Genomic DNA, 18188 nt, shown 5'->3' with positions numbered 1-18188 from the left:
GAAGGGTTCTTTAGATTGAGTCTCAAATAAATCCATTTGCTTTTGCAAGTCCTCTTTGCTCTTATTTTTATTGTTGAGCAAATCGTTCTTATTGGGCACAGCCTTATTGTTGGTTGTATCTTTGCTGTCGAGTGTATCGATGCTGTTTAAAATATCTTGACTACTCTTGATTGTATCATCAGGTTTTTTCGTCATTGTATCCACAGCGGATTCAACAGCTTCATACTGTGTATTGGCTTCGCCATCAACTTTAGTAATAGATTGATCCTTGCCCTTTGTTGTGGGTTTGGCCGATTTTTCTGGTTTAATCGCGGCTCTGCTTATCTTCGCTCCCATTTGTGGGGGAAAGGCAGTAATGCGAGTTGTTTCTAGCCAGGAATTTACTTCTTCCAAATCATTAACATTTAACGTTCCTGCAAGATATTTTAAATTAAGTATGGCGTTGATTAAACCGTATTGATCGCGTGCTAACTGCTCTTGTGCTTCAAACAAGCGTTGTTGTGCATTGACAACGTCCACCATTGTGCGCGTACCAACCTGAAACTGAGCTTCTGTGCTTTCCAATGAATTTTGTTGCGAAATAATAGTTTGCCTGTCTGCCTTAACTTTACTAATACCGTCAATAATAGTATTAAAAGCAATACGGCTGTTCACAACCACATCGCGATAAGTTTGCTCCATTTTTTCACTTGAAGTTTGGAAATCAAATTGTGCCTGGCGAGTTTGTGATTGCACTAAGCCGCCTTGGAAAACGGGAAAATTAAGTGCAATAGCCACATTGGCAGTAGTCTGTTTACTTGGAATAAAAAAGGAAGATCCAGAAGATTGATTATGTGTCTGGAGGGCATTTCCCTGAATTGCCAATGTAGGCCAGGCGCCCGCATTCTGAACTTTAATATTGTCGCGAGCTGCTTGTAAGCTATATTTAGCAGAAAAAAGTTTATAGTTTTGCAACAGGCCAGTATTCACCCATTCATCCACATTGTCTGGTTCTGGTTTGATCAAGGGAATACGACTGTCTCGCAAAGGAGACAAATTTTCGTAGATATGATTTGTTAACTTGCGTAAATCTTCATTTCTATTAATTTGGTTATTTTTTGCTGAAATAACTTCAGCTACTGATTGGTCGTAGGCTGCCTTTGCTTCATAAACTGAAGTAATTGCATCCAAACCCACTTTAAATCGCTGTTCAGCTTGTTCATATTGACGTTTGTTAGCACGCTTTTTAGCCTCGGCAAAATTTAATGTATCCCTAGCCAAAAGCACATCAAAATAAGCTTTTGCGGTTCGCAGAATTAAGTCTTGAGCGGCATCATTAAATGTTGCTTGCGCTGCTTTAACAGAGGCTTTGGCCTGCTGAACTTGCGCCCAGGCTTGATAATTAAAAACAGCCTGCGAGGTAGTAACTTGCCATTGATTACTATTATAAGTAGCTTCTACTGATGCTCCACTTGCTCGAACATTTTCCACATTACGTGCGGCCTGCGTATTGAAAGTTAATTGTGGAAAAAGCGCTGCTCGCGCCTGTGGGATAGCTTCTGTGTTAGACATGTAGGTGCTATAAGCCTGTTTGAAAGTAGGATCATACTCTAGTGCCTGCTGATAGATATCCATGAGATCAGTTGCATGCAACAAAGAAGAAGAGCCAACAGTCAATATCAAGCACAAAAGCGTTTTTTTCATACGGGCTTGTCCTAGAAAACAAATTCTTTCGGTTTTAATTTATCAATCAATGGAGGAATATTGGTTTCAAATAATAATTTTGCATGCCACTTGCCATCATAGTCCAAGCTGTGTAATTGCCCTTGCATGACAGGCTCCTTACCGATAATGGCAAACAACCTTCCACCAGGTAAGAGTTGCAAGCGATGGGTTTCAGTCAGTGCTTCAATAGATCCAGTAAACACCATTACATCGTAAGGAGCTTTATCAAGCCATCCACGGCAAGCATCGCCCGTGATTAATTCAACGTTTGTGCAGTGATGTTTGTGCAATTTTCGTCGGGCATCATTTGTAAAGTCTGAAAAATAATCGACACTAATCACTTTTTTGCAAAGCTTGCTTAACAAGGCAGTCAAGAAACCTGTGCCAGTTCCTACCTCTAAAACTGTTTCATGTCCCTGTAAGGCCAAGGCCTGTAATAAAATGCCTTCCTCAAGAGGAGTCATCATGCGTTGCTCATGAGCTAGCGTGATTTGCAGATCAGAGTAGGCAAAATGTTGCAGATTATGAGGCACAAATTCATGACGAGGAATTTCCTCATAAAGGGCAAGAATGGTTTCATCAAGAACATCGCCTGTGCGAAGTTGTTGTTTGACCATATTAATTCGTGCATTTTGACTAGTCATTGAAAATTCACCATTACTTTGATTGTGTAGGTTAAAGCGTTGCGGAGATTTTAGCAAGAATTGAGAAAAGGTGCGATTCCTTAAATAAATATTCGCTCATTTTATGAGGATTTATTTTGTCAATTTTTATAGATGCATGATTTCATAGTGGTGTTGTGTAAAATTTGTTATTATCTGCCGCTTTGCTACTACAGGAGATTGACGTGCTTGAGCGATTTACTGAATTTTTGCAGTCTGAGTTGGACACACTGAAAAAGGAAGGTTTATATAAAGGGGAACGTGTGATACTCAGTCAGCAGCAAGCTGCAGTAACAGTAAGGGAAGGGGAAGTCATAAATTTATGTGCAAATAATTATCTAGGATTGGCTAATCACCCGGTTTTAATCGCTGAGGGACAAAAAGCTCTGGAAAAATATGGCTATGGTATGGCTTCTGTTCGTTTTATCTGTGGCACCCAAACACCCCATAAAGAATTGGAAAAGAAGATTAGTCAATTTTTAGGAATGGAAGATACAATTCTTTATTCATCTTGTTTTGATGCAAATACTGGACTATTTGAAACCTTACTGGGTCCTGAAGATGCTATTATCAGCGATGCTCTTAATCATGCCAGTATTATTGACGGCATTCGCTTGTGCAAAGCTGCTCGTTTTCGCTATGCCAATAACGATATGAAAGATTTAGAAGAGCAACTTAAGGCCTCTAAAGACGCCCGTTTTCGTTTAATAGCTACGGACGGTGTTTTTTCTATGGACGGGATTATTGCCAATTTACCAGCAATTTGTGAATTAGCAGAACGCTATGATGCCATGGTGATGGTGGATGATTCGCATGCAGTTGGTTTTATGGGTGAAACAGGCCGTGGAACGCCAGAATATTGTGGCGTTGCTGACAAGGTACATATTGTTACGGGGACATTGGGTAAAGCATTAGGTGGTGCATCAGGTGGCTACACTTCAGCAAACGCCGTGATTATAAATTGGCTGCGTGAACGGTCCAGACCTTATCTTTTCTCAAATACTTTGGCACCGATGATCGCTCAAAGCTCAGTTGCTGTATTAAATTTGCTACAAAATAGCAATGAATTAGCGCAAAAACTGAAGCGAAATAGTCAATATTTTCGTGAAGGAATGACGAAGCTTGGTTTTAATTTGGTCCCTGGTGAGCATCCGATTATCCCTGTGATGTTAGGAGATGCAACTCTAGCCGGAAAAATGGCTTCCCGCCTTCTTGAAGAGGGAATTTACGTTGTTGGTTTTTCTTATCCTGTGGTTCCCAAAGGTAAAGCGCGGATTCGAACGCAAATGTCGGCAGCTCATGAGTTGGAACATTTAGATAAGGCATTGGATGCATTTGCAAAAGTAGGTAGGGAACTTGATGTTATTAATTAGCATCTGCCTGATTGAGATTTTTAGTGACACTATTTTTCAGAGGTAAAATGCATGAAATCCTTAGTAAAAGCAAAACGTGAACCAGGAATATGGATGCAAGAGGTTCCTGTACCAGAATATGGGGTAAATGACGTTCTTATTAAAATTCATAAAACTGCCATTTGTGGTACGGATATTCATATTTATTCCTGGGATGATTGGGCGCAAGCGACAATCCCTGTGCCAATGACCGTAGGGCATGAATTTTATGGTGAAATCGTTGAAATAGGTCGTGAAGTTCATGGTTTAAGCGTAGGTCAGCGAGTTTCCGGTGAAGGTCATATTACTTGTGGAATGTGTCGTAATTGTCGAGCTGGTAAGCGACACTTATGTCGAAATACATTAGGGGTTGGTGTGAATCGTCCTGGTTGTTTTGCGGAATATCTTGCCATGCCCGCAAGCAATGTGTTGGTGCTGCCAGATAATATTACAGCTGATCAGGCTTCTATTCTTGACCCTTTAGGAAATGCTACTCATTGTGCCTTGGCTTTTGACGTTGTCGGGGAAGATGTATTAATTACCGGCGCAGGTCCAATCGGTATTATGGCTGTTGCTATAGTGCGCCATATTGGTGCTCGTCATGTCGTTATTACTGACGTTAACGAGCATCGTTTGGAGTTAGCTCGTAAAATGGGGGCGACAAGAGCAGTCAATGTTAAGCACCAGCCTATTAAAGAAGTAATGAATGAATTAGGAATGGTAGAAGGCTTTGATGTGGGCTTGGAAATGTCTGGTAACCCCATGGCTTTCAACGACATGGTGAGAGCCATGAATCATGGTGGTCATATTGCCATGTTGGGTATTCCTCCTCAGGAAACGGCAATTGATTGGAATCATGTCATTTTTAAAGGATTAGTTATTAAAGGAATTTATGGTCGCGAAATGTTTGAAACTTGGTATAAAATGATAGCCATGTTGCAAAGTGGTTTGAATATTGAACCTGTAATCACGCATCACTTTCCTGTCGCTGAGTACCAACAGGCTTTTCAAATTATGGCTTCAGGACAATCTGGAAAAGTAATCCTTGATTGGTCTTGAGTAATTTAGAGCTTAATTGAAGTCATTTCTAATGGTATAACCAGGACAGGGAGGTCTTGAATAATTATGTTGCAGTGTTTAGCAACGGTTATATCGAATTATCTCTTGAGAAATTAGGCTGTTTAGTTTAACTTCTGCGCCTGCTTTAAAGATGGAGCATCCTATGTCGCAATATATTTTTACCATGAATCGTGTTAGTAAGGTAGTTGACAATCAACGCTTTATTTTAAAGGACATCTCGTTAAGTTTTTATCCAGGGGCCAAAATTGGCGTTCTGGGTATCAATGGTTCGGGTAAATCAACTTTATTGCGCATTATGGCGGGTGTTGATAAACAATACGAAGGTGAAGCAAGACCGCAACCGGGCATTAAAATTGGGTATTTGGCTCAGGAGCCGGAACTCGATCTAACGAAAACAGTTCGTGAAGTTGTGGAAGAGGGTGTTGCAGAAATTAAAAGCAAACTTGCAAAGTTTGATGAAATCAGTATGCGCTTTGCTGAGCCAATGAGTGATGATGAAATGACTGCCTTGTTGTCTGAGCAAGGTGAATTGCAGAATGAAATCGAAGCCTGTGGGGGCTGGGATCTTGATCGTAAATTAGACATTGCCGCTGATGCGTTGCGATTACCCGATTGGGATGCAAAAATAAATCAGCTTTCTGGAGGTGAGCGACGTCGTGTAGCGCTATGTCGTCTACTATTATCAAGCCCAGATATGTTGTTACTCGATGAACCGACTAACCACTTGGATGCTGAAAGTGTTGCGTGGCTTGAGCGTTATTTGGAAGAGTTTACTGGTACTGTTGTCGCGATTACTCACGATAGATATTTTCTAGACAATGCGGCAGAGTGGATTTTAGAACTTGATCGTGGCGAAGGTATTCCTTACAAAGGAAATTACACTTCCTGGCTGGAGCAAAAAGAAGCACGATTAGCGATGGAAGAGAAGCAGCAGTCCGCTCATCAACGTGCCATCAAACATGAGTTGGAATGGGTACGGACATCTCCCAAAGGACGTCACGCCAAGAATAAGGCGAGACTGGCACGCTTTGAGGAAATGAACTCCAAAGAGTTTCAAAAACGTAATGAAACTAATGAGCTTTATATTCCACCTGGAGAGCGTTTAGGCGATTTGGTAATCGAAGGAATTCATTTGCGTAAATCCTTTGGTGACCGCCTGTTGATAGACGATTTGAATTTTCTCTTACCGAAAGGTGGGATTCTTGGCATCATTGGTCCTAATGGCGCAGGTAAGTCAACCTTCCTAAAAATGATTACTGGTCAGGAAACACCTGATAGTGGTGAAATTCGTATTGGTGAAACGGTTGATTTGGCTTACGTCGATCAAATGCGTGATGAGCTCGATGGTAGTAAGTCTGTTTGGGAAGAAATTTCTGATGGCCATGATATTATGCAGATTGGTTCTTTCCAGATGCCTTCACGCGCTTATGTTGGTCGCTTCAATTTTAAGGGTTCGGATCAACAAAAGAAAATGTCCCAATTATCTGGTGGTGAACGAAACCGTGTGCATTTAGCCAAGCTTTTAAAGCGTGGTGCGAATGTTATTCTACTTGACGAACCCAGTAACGACCTGGATGTTGAGACGTTAAGAGCCTTGGAAGAGGCAATTTTAAATTTCCCGGGTTGTGCCATTGTTATCTCGCATGATCGTTGGTTCCTTGACAGGATTTGTACTCACTTGATGGCTTTCGAAGGTGATTCACAAGTTGTCTTTATTGAAGGAAATTACACCGATTATGAGGCTGATAGAAAACGACGATTGGGTGATGATGCTGATAAGCCTTCACGCATTAAATACCGTCGCTTAAAAGAGTAATTGTATTTAGGATTATTGTTCGTAGGGCAGGCCGCGACAATAATCCCAGGAAGCAAGTAGTCTAGATGGATTTGAGGAATTAAAAAATTAAGATGAGGTATGCTGAATACCTAGAACTTGATGATATCAATAACCAAAAAGAGAGAATGATTTACCATGAACAAGTTGTTGTGGGCTAGTTTATTATGTTTTGTACTTGCAGGCTGTACACAGTTTTGTGATGAGTCTTGCTATATTACCGATGATGTTGGCGTGGTTCATCGCACAACGCATTATACAGTTGATACACGCGGTAGAGATTATTTCCCCGAAAAGGCACCAGCAACAGGCAAAAAGCAATTTATTTTTGATCCACGTGCCTATGCTTGGGCTGCTTATGATCCGGATGGTAATAGGGTAATGACTGGTAGTGCTTCAGGTGGTAAAGATGTTTGTGATGAAAATAACAGTCAATCATGCAGGACTGTAGTTGGTACTTTCCATGTATATAATAAAAAGGGAATCGATTGTCGTTCCGGAGAATATCCCGTGGAAACAACCGGCGGTGCAAAAATGCCTTACTGCATGTATTTCTTCCAAGGTTATACTATCCATGCCGGATATGAAGTTCCCTATGCTAATACCAGTCATGGATGCGTCCGCGTATTACCGAGTGCTGCAAAATGGCTTAACGAAGAGTTTATAACCATAGGCACACAAGTTACTATTCTTCCTTACGCCGATGACGATAAGGCTGCTTAAATCAATAAGCAAATCAGCTTGATGTGAATTTCACATCAAGCTGTACATTACCCCTGCTTCTGCTTTTCTTCAATAAGCTTAACACGCGAATATTGATTTATATTTATTCTACGGATGGAGGTCATGATTACTTCCTTAATAGTTTGATTTCTTTTTTTTATTTATAGTTTTATTGACAAAGACCACATAGATATTTTTTATTTGTGATGGATAACGTACCTTATCCATCACAAACAGGGTATAATGGGGAAAAAATAAAAATGAGACCCTATGAATTTACTGGATGAGCCAAATTCGAAAAATCGAAAGTTTGTGATAGATAAGATTTTCCACCCCTTGGATGTTCATTTTGACACCAATTCACTTTCTGCTTGGTTGACTTATTATTACTCAGTGCATGTTAGAGGGGCGCCTGAGAAAACTGAACAAGCCAAGATGAAAGACTTAAGTAAATTTATCAATTTCTTTCAAATGGAAGTAGGGCATGATTTGGTGGATAGCTGGACTCCGGCTGTAAGCAAGCATTTTCAAAAGCATTTGTGTAAAACCATTTCTGAGAAAACAGGAAAACCTTATAAAGCCACCTCTATTAATAGAACGATGGCAACGATTCGTCATGTGGGAAGATGGCTGCATCAACAACGCCCTTTATTAGCAGGTGACCCGTTAGCCCAAGTCAAAGATTTACAAACTGATGCACCGGATTGGAATGGTTTAACTTCACGTCAATTAATGAGACTAAAGTCAGCTTGTGAGCAAAGGATTAAAAGTTGCACTCGCAAAAATCAAAACCCGTTAATGGAAACTGCACTTTTTTATTTGTTACTTGGAACGGGTCTTCGTGAGTCCGAAGTGGTTTCTTTGAATGTTAGACAATATCGGCAAAAGGGTTTGTGCGATGTAATGCGTCACAAGTCAAAACGCATTAGTCAAAAAATTCCATTATCACAAGAGAGTAGGGCGTATTTGGATCAATATCTTGAAAAAAGACAAGCTCATGAAGACCAGCCATTATTTATTACACGCTATGGAACACGCTTGCAAACCTTAGATGTTTATAGAATATGTCAGCGAGTTTTAAAACAGGCTTTGGCGTTTTTGCCTGAGAATGAGAAATTTGAATTTACTCCACATAAACTGAGGCATACTTTTTTAAAAAAAGTCACTGATAAACATGGAGTGCATTTTGCTCAGGAATTAAGCGGCAATGTTTCGATAAAGGAAATTTTTCGTTATGCCAGACCAAGTGAGGATGAGATGCAAGCCTCTATCGAAACACTGTTTTTATAGCATACTAAATTGAAACAATTATGAACAATAATCGGCGTCAATAAATTTAAAGGAGTATTAGCTTTTTAACCTTAATCCGTAACTAATTTTCTTACTAATAATTTTTATTCCCTATTGATAGAACTAGGGTTTTGGTAGGGAAGGTAATTCCATCCAATGGGTTACAGTTACAGGTATTAAAGGAGCAATATCATTTTTCCACTGATCTTTGAATTTGTTGTAATTACAAATTTGTATTTGAGAATTTGCAACAACAGTCAGATATTGTCCGTCTTTTCCTGGTTTGAGCTGTTTCATAGAATTCCATTTCATTTGTTTTCTCCCTAAGTTAACTGTGTAATGTTATTAAATTGTTCTATGTTTCAAATTTCGAAATATATGAAATAAAATCTTGTAACTGATCTAGTGGCTTATTATTTGGTAATGGAAATGATTCACATGGAACTCCTTCCGCCATTGGATACCATAAAGATTCACATGTGCGTCTTGGCCAATTCCAAAGTCGTGATTCATGGAAGTCTCTACAATAGAGAAAGTGAAAAGTTGGAGAGAAATCAGCCCAACGGCTACAAAGCACGTCTTTTTCTTCTATATCAATAATTTCAATATGTTCAAATTCTCGTGTACTACTATTTTTCCAAGCTAGTTTTAATAATTCCTTTGCATCAACATCAGATGTAGGTGCTGAATAACCAAAAATTGTTAGAGTAAAAGCTTCGGCTAGTTCTTTTTTAGCCCTTGCCCATTGAGCTGCAATGTAAGAATTATTTTGGTAATTTTTTTTTCCTATTGGATATAACAAAGGAACTTTTGAATATGGCGTACTACAATCAGGACAAATACCGTATAAATCTCCGAACCGATAAGAATGATTGGGACAGGCACCTATTCGAACATTTCCATGGAGAAAAAAAATTCCGGGTAAATTACCTAAATGCCTATTTCTTTTATATGCATCGAATAAAAATGGATCCCAATTAAAAGAAAATATAGAATCCTTTTTCCTCAAAGAAAGTAGCATCCTATCATAATGTGTAGCCTCTGCAGGAAGATTAAGGCCTGAAAAATAGTCATGGATTATTTCCTCTATTTCTAGTAGCAGCTTTTGATTCTTTTCATCTGAACTCAGGTTGGAATAAAGTTCCTCAAAATTTTCAAAGAATGAAAATGCGTTGCTTTCGAGTAATGTTTTAATTCCAGTAGTTTCAACTAATTCGTTCATAGTGGGTGATCTATGACCAATTGCTGCTCGACTAGCTCCTGCTCCAAGTATAACTATATGCCTACCGATATCTTTCGGGTTTCGTATAAGTTCATCTTTTTGTTTCATAATCGTGTGATTGCTAGATAGAATATTTTCAGTATAGTTTTATTTTTTTAATCGCGTCTATTGTGGCGCATATCAATTATTGATATATGTCAAAACTTGTCATATAATTTCAAATATGAACTGGAATATAAAAATAACTAAAAAAGCAGCAAAACAAATCGAAAAGTTGCCTATATCTGCTAAAGCAACTTTATTCCTTTTGGTTCGGGATCTTGAGAAAAATGGACCAGGCACAAGCGGTGGGTGGAAGAATTACGGAAAATTAAAAGGGATGGTAGGGGATAAGCGACATTGTCATTTAATGAAAGGCAACCCTACTTATGTTTGTTGCTGGGAAGTTATTGATAAACAATTAAAATTAATAGAGGTGTATTATGCCGGCACACATGAAAAAGCCCCATACTAATAACATTGCAAATGTTACTTGGCATGGTGTTCGTTATGCATTGCCTGTAAATGTAATTGAAAAATATAGAGTAAGCGAAGATTCTGATGTAAGCATAGCGGATGTTTTTGGAAATTTAATTGATGAGTATACAGAGCCAGGATTACTATTAAAGGGATTACGACATAGAGAGGGCTTGAGCCAGAATGAATTTTCAAAAATTTTAAATATATCTCAAGCCAATCTATCTGCTATGGAAAATGGAAGAAGAACTATTGGTAAAGAATTAGCAAAACGTATAGCCGAAAAATTTGAGGTAGATTATCGTTTATTTCTATAAACTTGTTAAAGTTTGTATTATGTAAGCTATGAAAATATTTAATGGTTAAATTTATTTGAGTTCAGAGTTTACTTTCAATAGTAGTCGTTTGAGTATACAGGTGCAATATTAATGTGTTTTGTGATAGTTGGATGGATAGGAGAGGATTACAAAGATTGAGACATCGAAAGTTCTCACAATAAAATTTAAATGCATCGATTAAATAGATGTGAGGATAGTCTAGTTTTCTCGTGGATTCAAACAATAAACGCAACAGCCTAATTAAAACGAAAAAACTTCCTCTTAGAAGTAATTTGTTCCATGTTAAGCTCACTTCGAAGATCTGAAACTAACGTATCAAGTAGCCTAGTTGGATCGCCACCTTTATTATAACTATCAAGAAAGTTATTAAGTGTATTAATTACTCTATTAGATCCCAATAATTGTATATCTGCAATAACACCTTCAATTTGATCTTTTTCATCTTGTGTTAAATTCTCATTATGGACCCAGTTTGATAAAACTCTATGGGCATTTATTAAATAGCTTATGTTGATTTCTCTTTGACGCTCCTTTATCGCTTCTTTGTTTCTTTGCCAGCTAACAAACAACCATCCTAGGATGGTAACAACAGCTGGAATAGTAATACTGAAAAAATTCGAATTTAAAATATAACTCCAATTAATATTCATATTATTCCCTGTTTTGATTACTTGAAAAAAATTTCCTTAGGTGTTGCATAGCCTAAATTTTTTCTTGGCCGATTGTTTAATTTATCCATAATTAAATTAATTTCTTTTTCGTCTATATGCTTAAAATCAGCACCTTTTCTTAAATATTGTCTAATTAAACCATTTGTATTTTCGTTAAGCCCTCTTTCCCATGATGCATAGGGATGGGCGAAGTAAAATTGCGCTGCTAAACTTTGACTTATGGCTGCATGCTCAGCAAATTCGACACCATTATCTCCCGTAATAGTAAATACTCGATCAGCGAAAGGCTTTAAAATACTAATAGTTGCATCTCTTGTCACTGTTGCTTTTCGACTACTAATTTTCTTGCAAAGAGTCATTTTAGAAACCCTTTCAACTATAGTAATAATCGCTTCTTTTCGGTTTTTTCCAATAATAGTATCTATTTCCCAATCACCAATTCTAGTTTTACTATCCACAATCTTAGGTCGTTCTTCAATGAAGATACGATTTTTTATTGGGCTATTTCTTTTAGGACTGCCATACCGTTTTCGGTATTTTTTAGATTGATGGCGCAAATGAAGATATAAAGTCCCACCTTGTTTTTTGTCTTTTAATATATGTTGATAAATTCGCTCATGGCTAATCGTGAATAGATTATGTTTCTTTGCATAACCACTAATCTGATCTGGACTCCAATCTCTTAATAAATGTTTACGTACAAATTCTTCTACGCTTTTAGTGAATTTAGTTCGCTTTTGTGCACTTTTTCGTCGCATCTCACTAAAGCATTGAGCTTGTTCTGGAAAATAGCCATTCCAACGACTATTTCGTGAAAGCTCTCGGCAAATAGTTGATTTATGTACTCCAACTTCTTTAGCAATCTCTGTTTGTGTACACCCAGAGCGCCAAAGACCATAAATATGATATCTTTGTTCACGGGTTAGTTGTTTATGACTCATCGCCAAACTCCTATTGACCAGATAGGTTTCGCGCATAATAGCTAACCCACTGATTTTTAATAAGAGTTGCGTTTATTACTTGAATTCACCTCAAATCAAAATAAGTTGTTGTAATTGTAATTACAAAAGGTGCGCTATAAATGAGCTTAACAGTTTCTATCATTGGCAAGCCTTTAAAAGAGCATAGTCCCAAGTAATTAATTATAATTTTTATTCTCGGGTTTTATACCTTAAGGGAATAATCCTCTCTATAAAGCGTATTTTTACGTAGATAACTTATTTTTTGCTTAATATGGCCAAGGTAAAATGGTTATTAATGGTGCAATTGGGGCAAAAAATGTCATATTATATCGTGTATAAAGGTGTATCTTTAGAGATAGTTAATGATGATTCCATGCTTAACATTAGATTTCTCAGAAATTCTAAATTAAAACCATCTGTTGATGAGCTCTTGGTTCAAGGTATCTATAACAATTTACACATTTTACAGTCCAGCGAATATGATCAGTCAGCCCTTGATACTAACTATTCAATTCCTACAGATGATGTTTCTTCATACAGCAAAAAAATTATTGAAGGTGTTGAGATAGAACATTGTATAAACGGTAATAACTCAATATTTACGGCAGAGTGCTACCCATACAGACAAGTTCTTCAAAATGCACTTTTAGATTTCATAAAGAATAATCTAGCGGATATTACATTTCGAAGAGGAAGAGAGAAAGGAAAGGATAGAAGCGCATTAACTCAACATTTCCCAGAGCTGGGTGCAAAATTTTATTCAGAAAAAGAGTCAGCTAATTCTTTATTAAATGAAATCGGCCAAATCACAGCTGATTATATAAATACTGGACACAAATTCTTATTTTTTTCTCAGCATGATGATCGAGGGAAAACTATTAATATAATGAAGACTAGAATCTGTCGAGTAATAAAAAGCAAATCCCATCTGGAACAAGATGATTATCGTCAAGTGGCCGAAATTATTCAGGATGCTATAAATGAAACTGTCAAGTCCCACAAAGATAATAGCATTGCTGGAGCTTTGGGATGGACTGAATCGCGTTTAGCAAATTCATTAACTACTTATTTAAATCAATTTAAACTGGAGCACCTAACGGAATCAGTAGACTTTGATAATGAAGAACAGCCATTACTTTCTTACGGACTAAGTTAGAATATTTAGGTTTTCATTAAAGCTATATTTGCTTCCTCCGTATTTGCTTCATGAACGGCATTTACGAGCTCTATCCAGTGAAGACTAGATTCAGGGCAAAGCGCGAAACGTGGGCACACATTATTTATGGGTGGGTTAGCCCTCTTTGCGACATAAGTAATTTAGCATTTTTTTATAAAGTCGTTGATAGTAATATTAGTTCTTAATAGCTGGGGAATTATCTGTCCTGTGCTTTCACAATTAAGCTTTTTCTTGATATTTTCAAAATGTTTATCAACGGTTCGTTTTGAAATTTCTAAAATGTCAGCTATTCGATAGAAATTAAAGCCAAAATAATATAAATAAATCATTTCTTTTTCTTTATGGGTAAGCTCTTTATAAGCTACAAAATTGAAAGGCAATAAATTAAAATCAAAAGATTTATCGTTTACGCTCTCTTTTAATTTTGATGAAGCCTGTGTCGTTTCTAAAATTATATCGAGTAATCCCGAAGGCTTCGTATCTTTTTGCAATTGAAAAATTCCATTAATTTGAATAATAAAATCTTTTGGTAGGAGTAGAACATTTTCTTTCGTTAATAACTTTCGGCAGCGAGCGCCCAGATCCTGGCTAATTAATTTTAAAATGTCGATATTGTTTAATGAAAAATTGCCTGCCTGGTGCGGATCAACACTTGTTGCAAAGGTATAGATTTCTATAAAATCAGGTTGTCTATTTATGATGTCAAAGAAGTAACTATATTTATTATCAATTAGAATCTGTCTAACTTTATCAGAGGTAAATTGGTCAGTTAGCACATCCGACGAAAAATAGTTATTCTTATTGTTGGAAACATCAATAATCTGATCGATGTATAAATCATTTTTTAAAAAAAGATCGAGCAAATTTTTATCAGACATTAATTGCAAATATCGGCCATTTAAATCAAAGTATAAATATCCCCAGCTATTAATAATCGTCTGTTGGAAAATATGCTGGTAACAACCATTTAAATAAGATGTATACAGCTTCATGTTGTTATAGCTATTCATATTTTGATCTTGCAATATGGAAGTCTCTTACTTGGGAAGTATAGCAGAAACCTATCTTTGAAAGATTAAACATGTTCAAGCAGTAAAATTGATTAATGAAAGCACTAAATCCCAATTTGATTGGAAATCATCAAGAAGAAGTACTGGCGATGGCTCGCAAGACTAAGCCGGTGTCTTCTTTACCTCTCTTATAAAGTAATTGATAGAAATCCATTAAAATCTTTGCTTGCACCTGTCTATTAAGTGATGGATCCTGGGGATTTTCAAAACTGTTTTTGACAACTGTTTCCCCATAACGTTGTATTAATGTTTGAAATATATCGCTTAAGATAATTTGTGCCTGATGAAATTTTTCTGGTGATAAAGCAGGTTGTGGTGAGTCTAAAGCGCTTTGTATGATAGCTTTTTGTGAATCATAAAGTTGCTTTGCTGTGCTATCAGAAAGTTGGTCTAATTGTTCCAGATTCACAACATTGGCAAATTGATTCGGGAATTCAGAGTAAACGACCAAGAGAGGGTCAATTTGATAAATTTTATTATAGTAATCAATGATTCGTTTAGTTTCATGGTAAAGTGATTCATCAGAAGCCTTTGCTTCATATTTTGCTATTTCACTAGTAACAAATTCATTGGTATAAGCGATAAGATGTTTCGAATGGAAATAAATAATATCTCGCTTGGCTTTATCAATATAATTTTGAAAGGCAGCGGGCGATGTTTTTTCAAGTAATATAAACAGCGGTGCCTCTTTTTTTAAGTCGTCTTCAAAGGTCCATGCCTGGTAATAGGCAATTCCATAAAGCTTTGTCATTGCAAGAGTAAAAACGAGAGCGAGGATAATTGTCCAAACCGAATGTCTTAGTTTTACTCCACGAAAATATTGGATAACTACAACTATCAAAATGGTTAATAAGCCAATAAGGGTATATAGCCAAGCCATAATCTAAATCCTTCATTGATTCTCTTTAATCATAGCTTTCAAATTGATTAATTACTTGATTATTAATCAGCTAGTATTACACAACGAATTTTTGTTGTTGTTTTATAAGATAAAATGCTTTTAAATTTCCTACATCGTTTCATTTTTGTATATAATCGAAGTTAATATAAATAATTACCGATAGACTAAAAGATGAGCGTCAAATGGTAAAAAAGACTAAAGAGATTCCCTCTCTAAAAGAGCTTGCCGCAGAGGCTGTGCAGAAATTAAATCCACATTTGTTTTTTCGTTTTAGTGACAGACCCCTTCTTCCGGAGATTCAAACTAACTACGTGGACAAAGCTATAGATGCTGAAGTTACAAAAGCCATGCAGGATTATTCCAAGAAGAATAAAATTCGCAACAATGAAGTAAAAGAAGAATTTGAAAAGAAAGCACAGGATCCTTGTTTTGTTAAATCAATGGGGTGCATAGGGGGAATTTTTTTTACTGGGATTTATTTAGCGATTAGCATTCCCGTTTTACAAGCAACAGAAGCTTCAGCGAATACGCAGGCAATATGTTATAGCGCTACTCTTGTCCCCCTCTTTATAGGAAGTTGCTTCGGCATGTGTTTTTCTGGTCCGATAGCTAAGCAATTAGCTAAATGTTTGATACCTATAGTCCCAAATCCAGTTGTGGATCTGAACGCTCTAAGCTTGGCTATCAGCGCAATCTCTCAGCCAGTAGGGGATAATTTAAATTCAGACATTGAAGCAGATAATAAAAGCAACATGGCAATAGGGTAATTTGGAATGAGTAAGCGGTTTTAAGGGACACTGATGAGGTTTATCGTTTCCAGAAACGATTCATGGCCGGCAATTTTCTTGGCGAGGATAGCTTTTTCAGCTCGCTCGCTTAGTTTCTCAGGCTGGCTGGATGAAAAAATAGAAAATAGTCCTCTTGAGTGGGTTGATGACCATGAGGTCATTGGATTTGCCTGGGCTACCTTTTCCTGCTCCTGTTCTTTAAGCTTACCTGGTAGACATTTTTTTTCATAATAGTTAGTAAAATTAGCAATCCTTGAAAGAGTTTTTCCTTTCTTCTGCAGTAGCTTATTAAGTTGCAATTTTAAGTCACGACATTCATTAGCCATTTTTTCGCGAGCATCGAGGAGTTGCTTTTGAGCCTCGTTTACAGTGTTTTTTCCAGCTAGCGATAAGTCGGTCAAAGCAACATTAATATCTTCGGCAAAATCAGCTGGATTATAATTTTGGCGAAATTCTTCAAGTCGTTGAAATGATTTTTGCGTGACAAAAAGATTAAATAATAAAAAAGCAGATTCAGGTATCCTGGTTTTAAACCATTCAAGTAAAGAAGAGTGGCCGCATGTACCATTCGTTTGTAACGTTAAATGGTGTGTATCATCATGAAGTTTTCCTTCTTGGTATAACCGCAAAAATAAACTTGTCATTTTGCTTTGTGCTTCCAATTGATCAGTTTCAATAATCAATGGCGTTAATAATTCTTCGATATAGTTATTATTAATTATCTCATGAATACTTAGGGGACTAGTTACTTTAATTGGTCTGGTATTGCTCGCAGTAAATAACGATTTAAAAAGAACTCGATAGCTTTCCGTTTTTTCTTCTCCCGCACCCGTATTAATAATCTTAAGGACAACGTTGTTTTCATCAACACGCATGCATTCAATGACGGTCGCATGTCCACCGTTCGTGGAGTGAAAGCCATGAGGAATGATCAGTGAATCGCCTATGGACATTTCTATAAGGGCTTTTAAAATTCGATAAGTTAAATCACTAATAAATTCTTGCTGAGTGTTTTGTTGACTTACTTGATTAAGAATAAAAATGGAATCGAGTTCGTTTGCTAATTTCGAGCAATCACCAATCTGTGTAAGCAGTTTTTTAAATAGCTCTTTTGTCTCCCCATCAAGACGAGCTCCTTCTTGTTTAATAAAATCGTTGATGTCATTAGCGAAGTGCTGGTAGGCGCTTGATTTTGCTTTACCCTGCAATATTTCATGGTGATTTAGATCCGTTTTACCCATTAGGTGATGAGATAAATAGGTGAGCTTTTCGTGAGGTCGATATTCATCATAATGTTTGCGATGTAATATCTCCTTCAAATTAAAACCAAAAAATCTCAATACTCGAAGTAAAAAATTAGGATAATAAATGCGGTCGTGTTTTTTTACTGCATCAGCAACTGAAGATTTCACTTGTTTAATGACGCGCTGTAACTGATTTTCTTCTTCAGGAAGAATCCCAAAAAATCCAATCAATCGTTGCCACCAACTTTTTTTACTAATAATTGCTGCCTTATAGGTTGTAAGTGTGTTTAATAATTCTTGAAAGTATTCAGATTGAGCAAGATTGCTTTTTTCGGGTGATGTGCAATAGTTTTGATAAATTAATAAGGCTGCTGTTGCAATACGAATGGTTTCATGAGAGGAGAGATTTTCTACTGAAACAGTGCTATGAAATTGCGCTAACATCATTCTTGCTTTGATATCATAATTCACTGAGCCATCTCCATCTATTAGAAGCGTGGGTATTTTAAACAAATAATATTAAGAAAGTCTTAATAACTCTTTAAGTCGGAGCGGTCCCTCAGCAGTTTATCCAGATAGATGGGATTCTTGGATGAATGTGTCCGCCTGTATTAA

Annotated in this window: 17 protein-coding genes and 1 pseudogene; 9 read left to right on the top strand and 9 right to left on the bottom strand. The window is 37.0% G+C overall.

The window, feature by feature from the left end; all coding sequences use genetic code 11:
* Positions 1–339: 339 nt before the first annotated feature.
* Together PXX05_RS09875 and PXX05_RS09870 are read right to left on the bottom strand one after the other, a co-directional pair.
* Positions 340–1683 (bottom strand): annotated as a pseudogene (locus tag PXX05_RS09875) (TolC family outer membrane protein); the annotation flags it as partial.
* Between the two features lie 11 nt (positions 1684–1694).
* The gene (locus PXX05_RS09870) at positions 1695–2348 is read right to left on the bottom strand and encodes a protein-L-isoaspartate O-methyltransferase family protein (protein WP_275088060.1); all 654 of its coding nucleotides are present in this window, start codon (positions 2346–2348) and stop codon (positions 1695–1697) included.
* A gap of 203 nt (positions 2349–2551) precedes the next feature.
* On the opposite strand from PXX05_RS09870, the gene PXX05_RS09865 reads away from it, so the two are divergent.
* The 5 genes from PXX05_RS09865 to PXX05_RS09845 all read left to right on the top strand — a co-directional run bounded on the left by PXX05_RS09865 (position 2552) and on the right by PXX05_RS09845 (position 8684).
* Positions 2552–3739, top strand: coding sequence for a glycine C-acetyltransferase (locus tag PXX05_RS09865; protein ID WP_275088059.1), 1188 nt, complete (start codon positions 2552–2554; stop codon positions 3737–3739).
* A 51-nt stretch (positions 3740–3790) separates the two neighbouring features.
* Positions 3791–4816: an L-threonine 3-dehydrogenase gene (gene tdh, locus PXX05_RS09860; RefSeq protein WP_275088058.1), complete on the top strand. Its 1026-nt coding sequence runs from the start codon at positions 3791–3793 to the stop codon at positions 4814–4816.
* Positions 4817–4979: 163 nt separating this feature from the next.
* The gene (ettA, locus tag PXX05_RS09855; RefSeq protein WP_275088057.1) at positions 4980–6653 is read left to right on the top strand and encodes an energy-dependent translational throttle protein EttA; all 1674 of its coding nucleotides are present in this window, start codon (positions 4980–4982) and stop codon (positions 6651–6653) included.
* Positions 6654–6809: 156 nt separating this feature from the next.
* Positions 6810–7394, top strand: a complete 585-nt coding sequence (locus PXX05_RS09850) for a L,D-transpeptidase (protein ID WP_275088056.1) — start codon at positions 6810–6812, stop codon at positions 7392–7394.
* A 270-nt stretch (positions 7395–7664) separates the two neighbouring features.
* On the top strand, positions 7665–8684 hold the full coding sequence (locus PXX05_RS09845; RefSeq protein ID WP_275088055.1) for a tyrosine-type recombinase/integrase: 1020 nt from the start codon (positions 7665–7667) through the stop codon (positions 8682–8684).
* Between the two features lie 123 nt (positions 8685–8807).
* Here the strand turns inward: PXX05_RS09845 and PXX05_RS09840 are convergent, their stop codons facing one another.
* Complete coding sequence (locus tag PXX05_RS09840) at positions 8808–8996, bottom strand: DUF551 domain-containing protein (protein ID WP_275088054.1); 189 nt, start codon at positions 8994–8996, stop codon at positions 8808–8810.
* 43 nt (positions 8997–9039) lie between these two features.
* On the bottom strand, positions 9040–10014 hold the full coding sequence (locus PXX05_RS09835; protein WP_275088053.1) for a hypothetical protein: 975 nt from the start codon (positions 10012–10014) through the stop codon (positions 9040–9042).
* Between the two features lie 115 nt (positions 10015–10129).
* Between PXX05_RS09835 and PXX05_RS09830 the strand changes: the two genes are divergently transcribed.
* Complete coding sequence (locus tag PXX05_RS09830) at positions 10130–10420, top strand: type II toxin-antitoxin system RelE family toxin (protein WP_275088052.1); 291 nt, start codon at positions 10130–10132, stop codon at positions 10418–10420.
* Positions 10389–10739 carry a helix-turn-helix domain-containing protein gene (locus PXX05_RS09825; RefSeq protein WP_275088051.1) on the top strand — a complete coding sequence of 117 codons (351 nt, stop codon included), beginning with the start codon at positions 10389–10391 and terminating at the stop codon, positions 10737–10739. The genes PXX05_RS09830 and PXX05_RS09825 overlap by 32 nt, the downstream gene beginning before the upstream one ends.
* Positions 10740–10996: 257 nt before the next feature.
* On the opposite strand, the gene PXX05_RS09820 is transcribed toward PXX05_RS09825, so the two are convergent.
* Positions 10997–11410: a hypothetical protein gene (locus PXX05_RS09820; protein ID WP_275088050.1), complete on the bottom strand. Its 414-nt coding sequence runs from the start codon at positions 11408–11410 to the stop codon at positions 10997–10999.
* Positions 11411–11427: 17 nt separating this feature from the next.
* On the bottom strand, positions 11428–12372 hold the full coding sequence (locus tag PXX05_RS09815) for an IS30 family transposase (RefSeq protein WP_275088049.1): 945 nt from the start codon (positions 12370–12372) through the stop codon (positions 11428–11430).
* Positions 12373–12664: 292 nt separating this feature from the next.
* Here PXX05_RS09815 and PXX05_RS09810 point away from each other — a divergent pair, with 292 nt between their 5' ends.
* Positions 12665–13549, top strand: a complete 885-nt coding sequence (locus tag PXX05_RS09810; RefSeq protein WP_275088048.1) for a hypothetical protein — start codon at positions 12665–12667, stop codon at positions 13547–13549.
* Positions 13550–13710: 161 nt separating this feature from the next.
* Here the strand turns inward: PXX05_RS09810 and PXX05_RS09805 are convergent, their stop codons facing one another.
* A complete protein-coding gene (locus PXX05_RS09805; protein ID WP_275088047.1) occupies positions 13711–14562 on the bottom strand; it encodes a helix-turn-helix transcriptional regulator in 852 nt (283 codons plus the stop codon).
* 148 nt (positions 14563–14710) lie between these two features.
* The gene (locus tag PXX05_RS09800; protein WP_275088046.1) at positions 14711–15520 is read right to left on the bottom strand and encodes a hypothetical protein; all 810 of its coding nucleotides are present in this window, start codon (positions 15518–15520) and stop codon (positions 14711–14713) included.
* 203 nt (positions 15521–15723) lie between these two features.
* Here PXX05_RS09800 and PXX05_RS09795 point away from each other — a divergent pair, with 203 nt between their 5' ends.
* Entirely contained in the window at positions 15724–16308 is a 585-nt protein-coding gene (locus tag PXX05_RS09795; protein ID WP_275088045.1) for a hypothetical protein, read from the top strand.
* A gap of 20 nt (positions 16309–16328) precedes the next feature.
* Here PXX05_RS09795 and PXX05_RS09790 read toward each other — a convergent pair whose 3' ends face one another.
* Positions 16329–18044, bottom strand: coding sequence for a hypothetical protein (locus PXX05_RS09790; RefSeq protein ID WP_275088044.1), 1716 nt, complete (start codon positions 18042–18044; stop codon positions 16329–16331).
* Between the last annotated feature and the right edge of the window lie 144 nt (positions 18045–18188).

This window comes from Legionella cardiaca, assembly GCF_029026145.1.
Taxonomy (GTDB): Bacteria; Pseudomonadota; Gammaproteobacteria; order Legionellales; family Legionellaceae; genus Tatlockia; species Tatlockia cardiaca.
This window is presented reverse-complemented; position numbering and strand designations above follow the sequence as displayed.

What these genes read in the sequence shown, in the direction of transcription:
- PXX05_RS09805 (WP_275088047.1), bottom strand. Translation starts at nt 14,562, where the DNA reads ATGAAGCTGTATACATCTTATTTAAATGGTTGTTACCAGCATATTTTC.
- PXX05_RS09810 (WP_275088048.1), top strand. Translation starts at nt 12,665, where the DNA reads ATGGCCAAGGTAAAATGGTTATTAATGGTGCAATTGGGGCAAAAAATG.
- PXX05_RS09795 (WP_275088045.1), top strand. Translation starts at nt 15,724, where the DNA reads ATGGTAAAAAAGACTAAAGAGATTCCCTCTCTAAAAGAGCTTGCCGCA.
- PXX05_RS09870 (WP_275088060.1), bottom strand. Translation starts at nt 2,348, where the DNA reads ATGACTAGTCAAAATGCACGAATTAATATGGTCAAACAACAACTTCGC.
- PXX05_RS09820 (WP_275088050.1), bottom strand. Translation starts at nt 11,410, where the DNA reads ATGAATATTAATTGGAGTTATATTTTAAATTCGAATTTTTTCAGTATT.
- ettA (WP_275088057.1), top strand. Translation starts at nt 4,980, where the DNA reads ATGTCGCAATATATTTTTACCATGAATCGTGTTAGTAAGGTAGTTGAC.
- PXX05_RS09845 (WP_275088055.1), top strand. Translation starts at nt 7,665, where the DNA reads ATGAATTTACTGGATGAGCCAAATTCGAAAAATCGAAAGTTTGTGATA.
- tdh (WP_275088058.1), top strand. Translation starts at nt 3,791, where the DNA reads ATGAAATCCTTAGTAAAAGCAAAACGTGAACCAGGAATATGGATGCAA.
- PXX05_RS09850 (WP_275088056.1), top strand. Translation starts at nt 6,810, where the DNA reads ATGAACAAGTTGTTGTGGGCTAGTTTATTATGTTTTGTACTTGCAGGC.
- PXX05_RS09825 (WP_275088051.1), top strand. Translation starts at nt 10,389, where the DNA reads ATGCCGGCACACATGAAAAAGCCCCATACTAATAACATTGCAAATGTT.
- PXX05_RS09830 (WP_275088052.1), top strand. Translation starts at nt 10,130, where the DNA reads ATGAACTGGAATATAAAAATAACTAAAAAAGCAGCAAAACAAATCGAA.
- PXX05_RS09800 (WP_275088046.1), bottom strand. Translation starts at nt 15,520, where the DNA reads ATGGCTTGGCTATATACCCTTATTGGCTTATTAACCATTTTGATAGTT.
- PXX05_RS09815 (WP_275088049.1), bottom strand. Translation starts at nt 12,372, where the DNA reads ATGAGTCATAAACAACTAACCCGTGAACAAAGATATCATATTTATGGT.
- PXX05_RS09835 (WP_275088053.1), bottom strand. Translation starts at nt 10,014, where the DNA reads ATGAAACAAAAAGATGAACTTATACGAAACCCGAAAGATATCGGTAGG.
- PXX05_RS09840 (WP_275088054.1), bottom strand. Translation starts at nt 8,996, where the DNA reads ATGAAATGGAATTCTATGAAACAGCTCAAACCAGGAAAAGACGGACAA.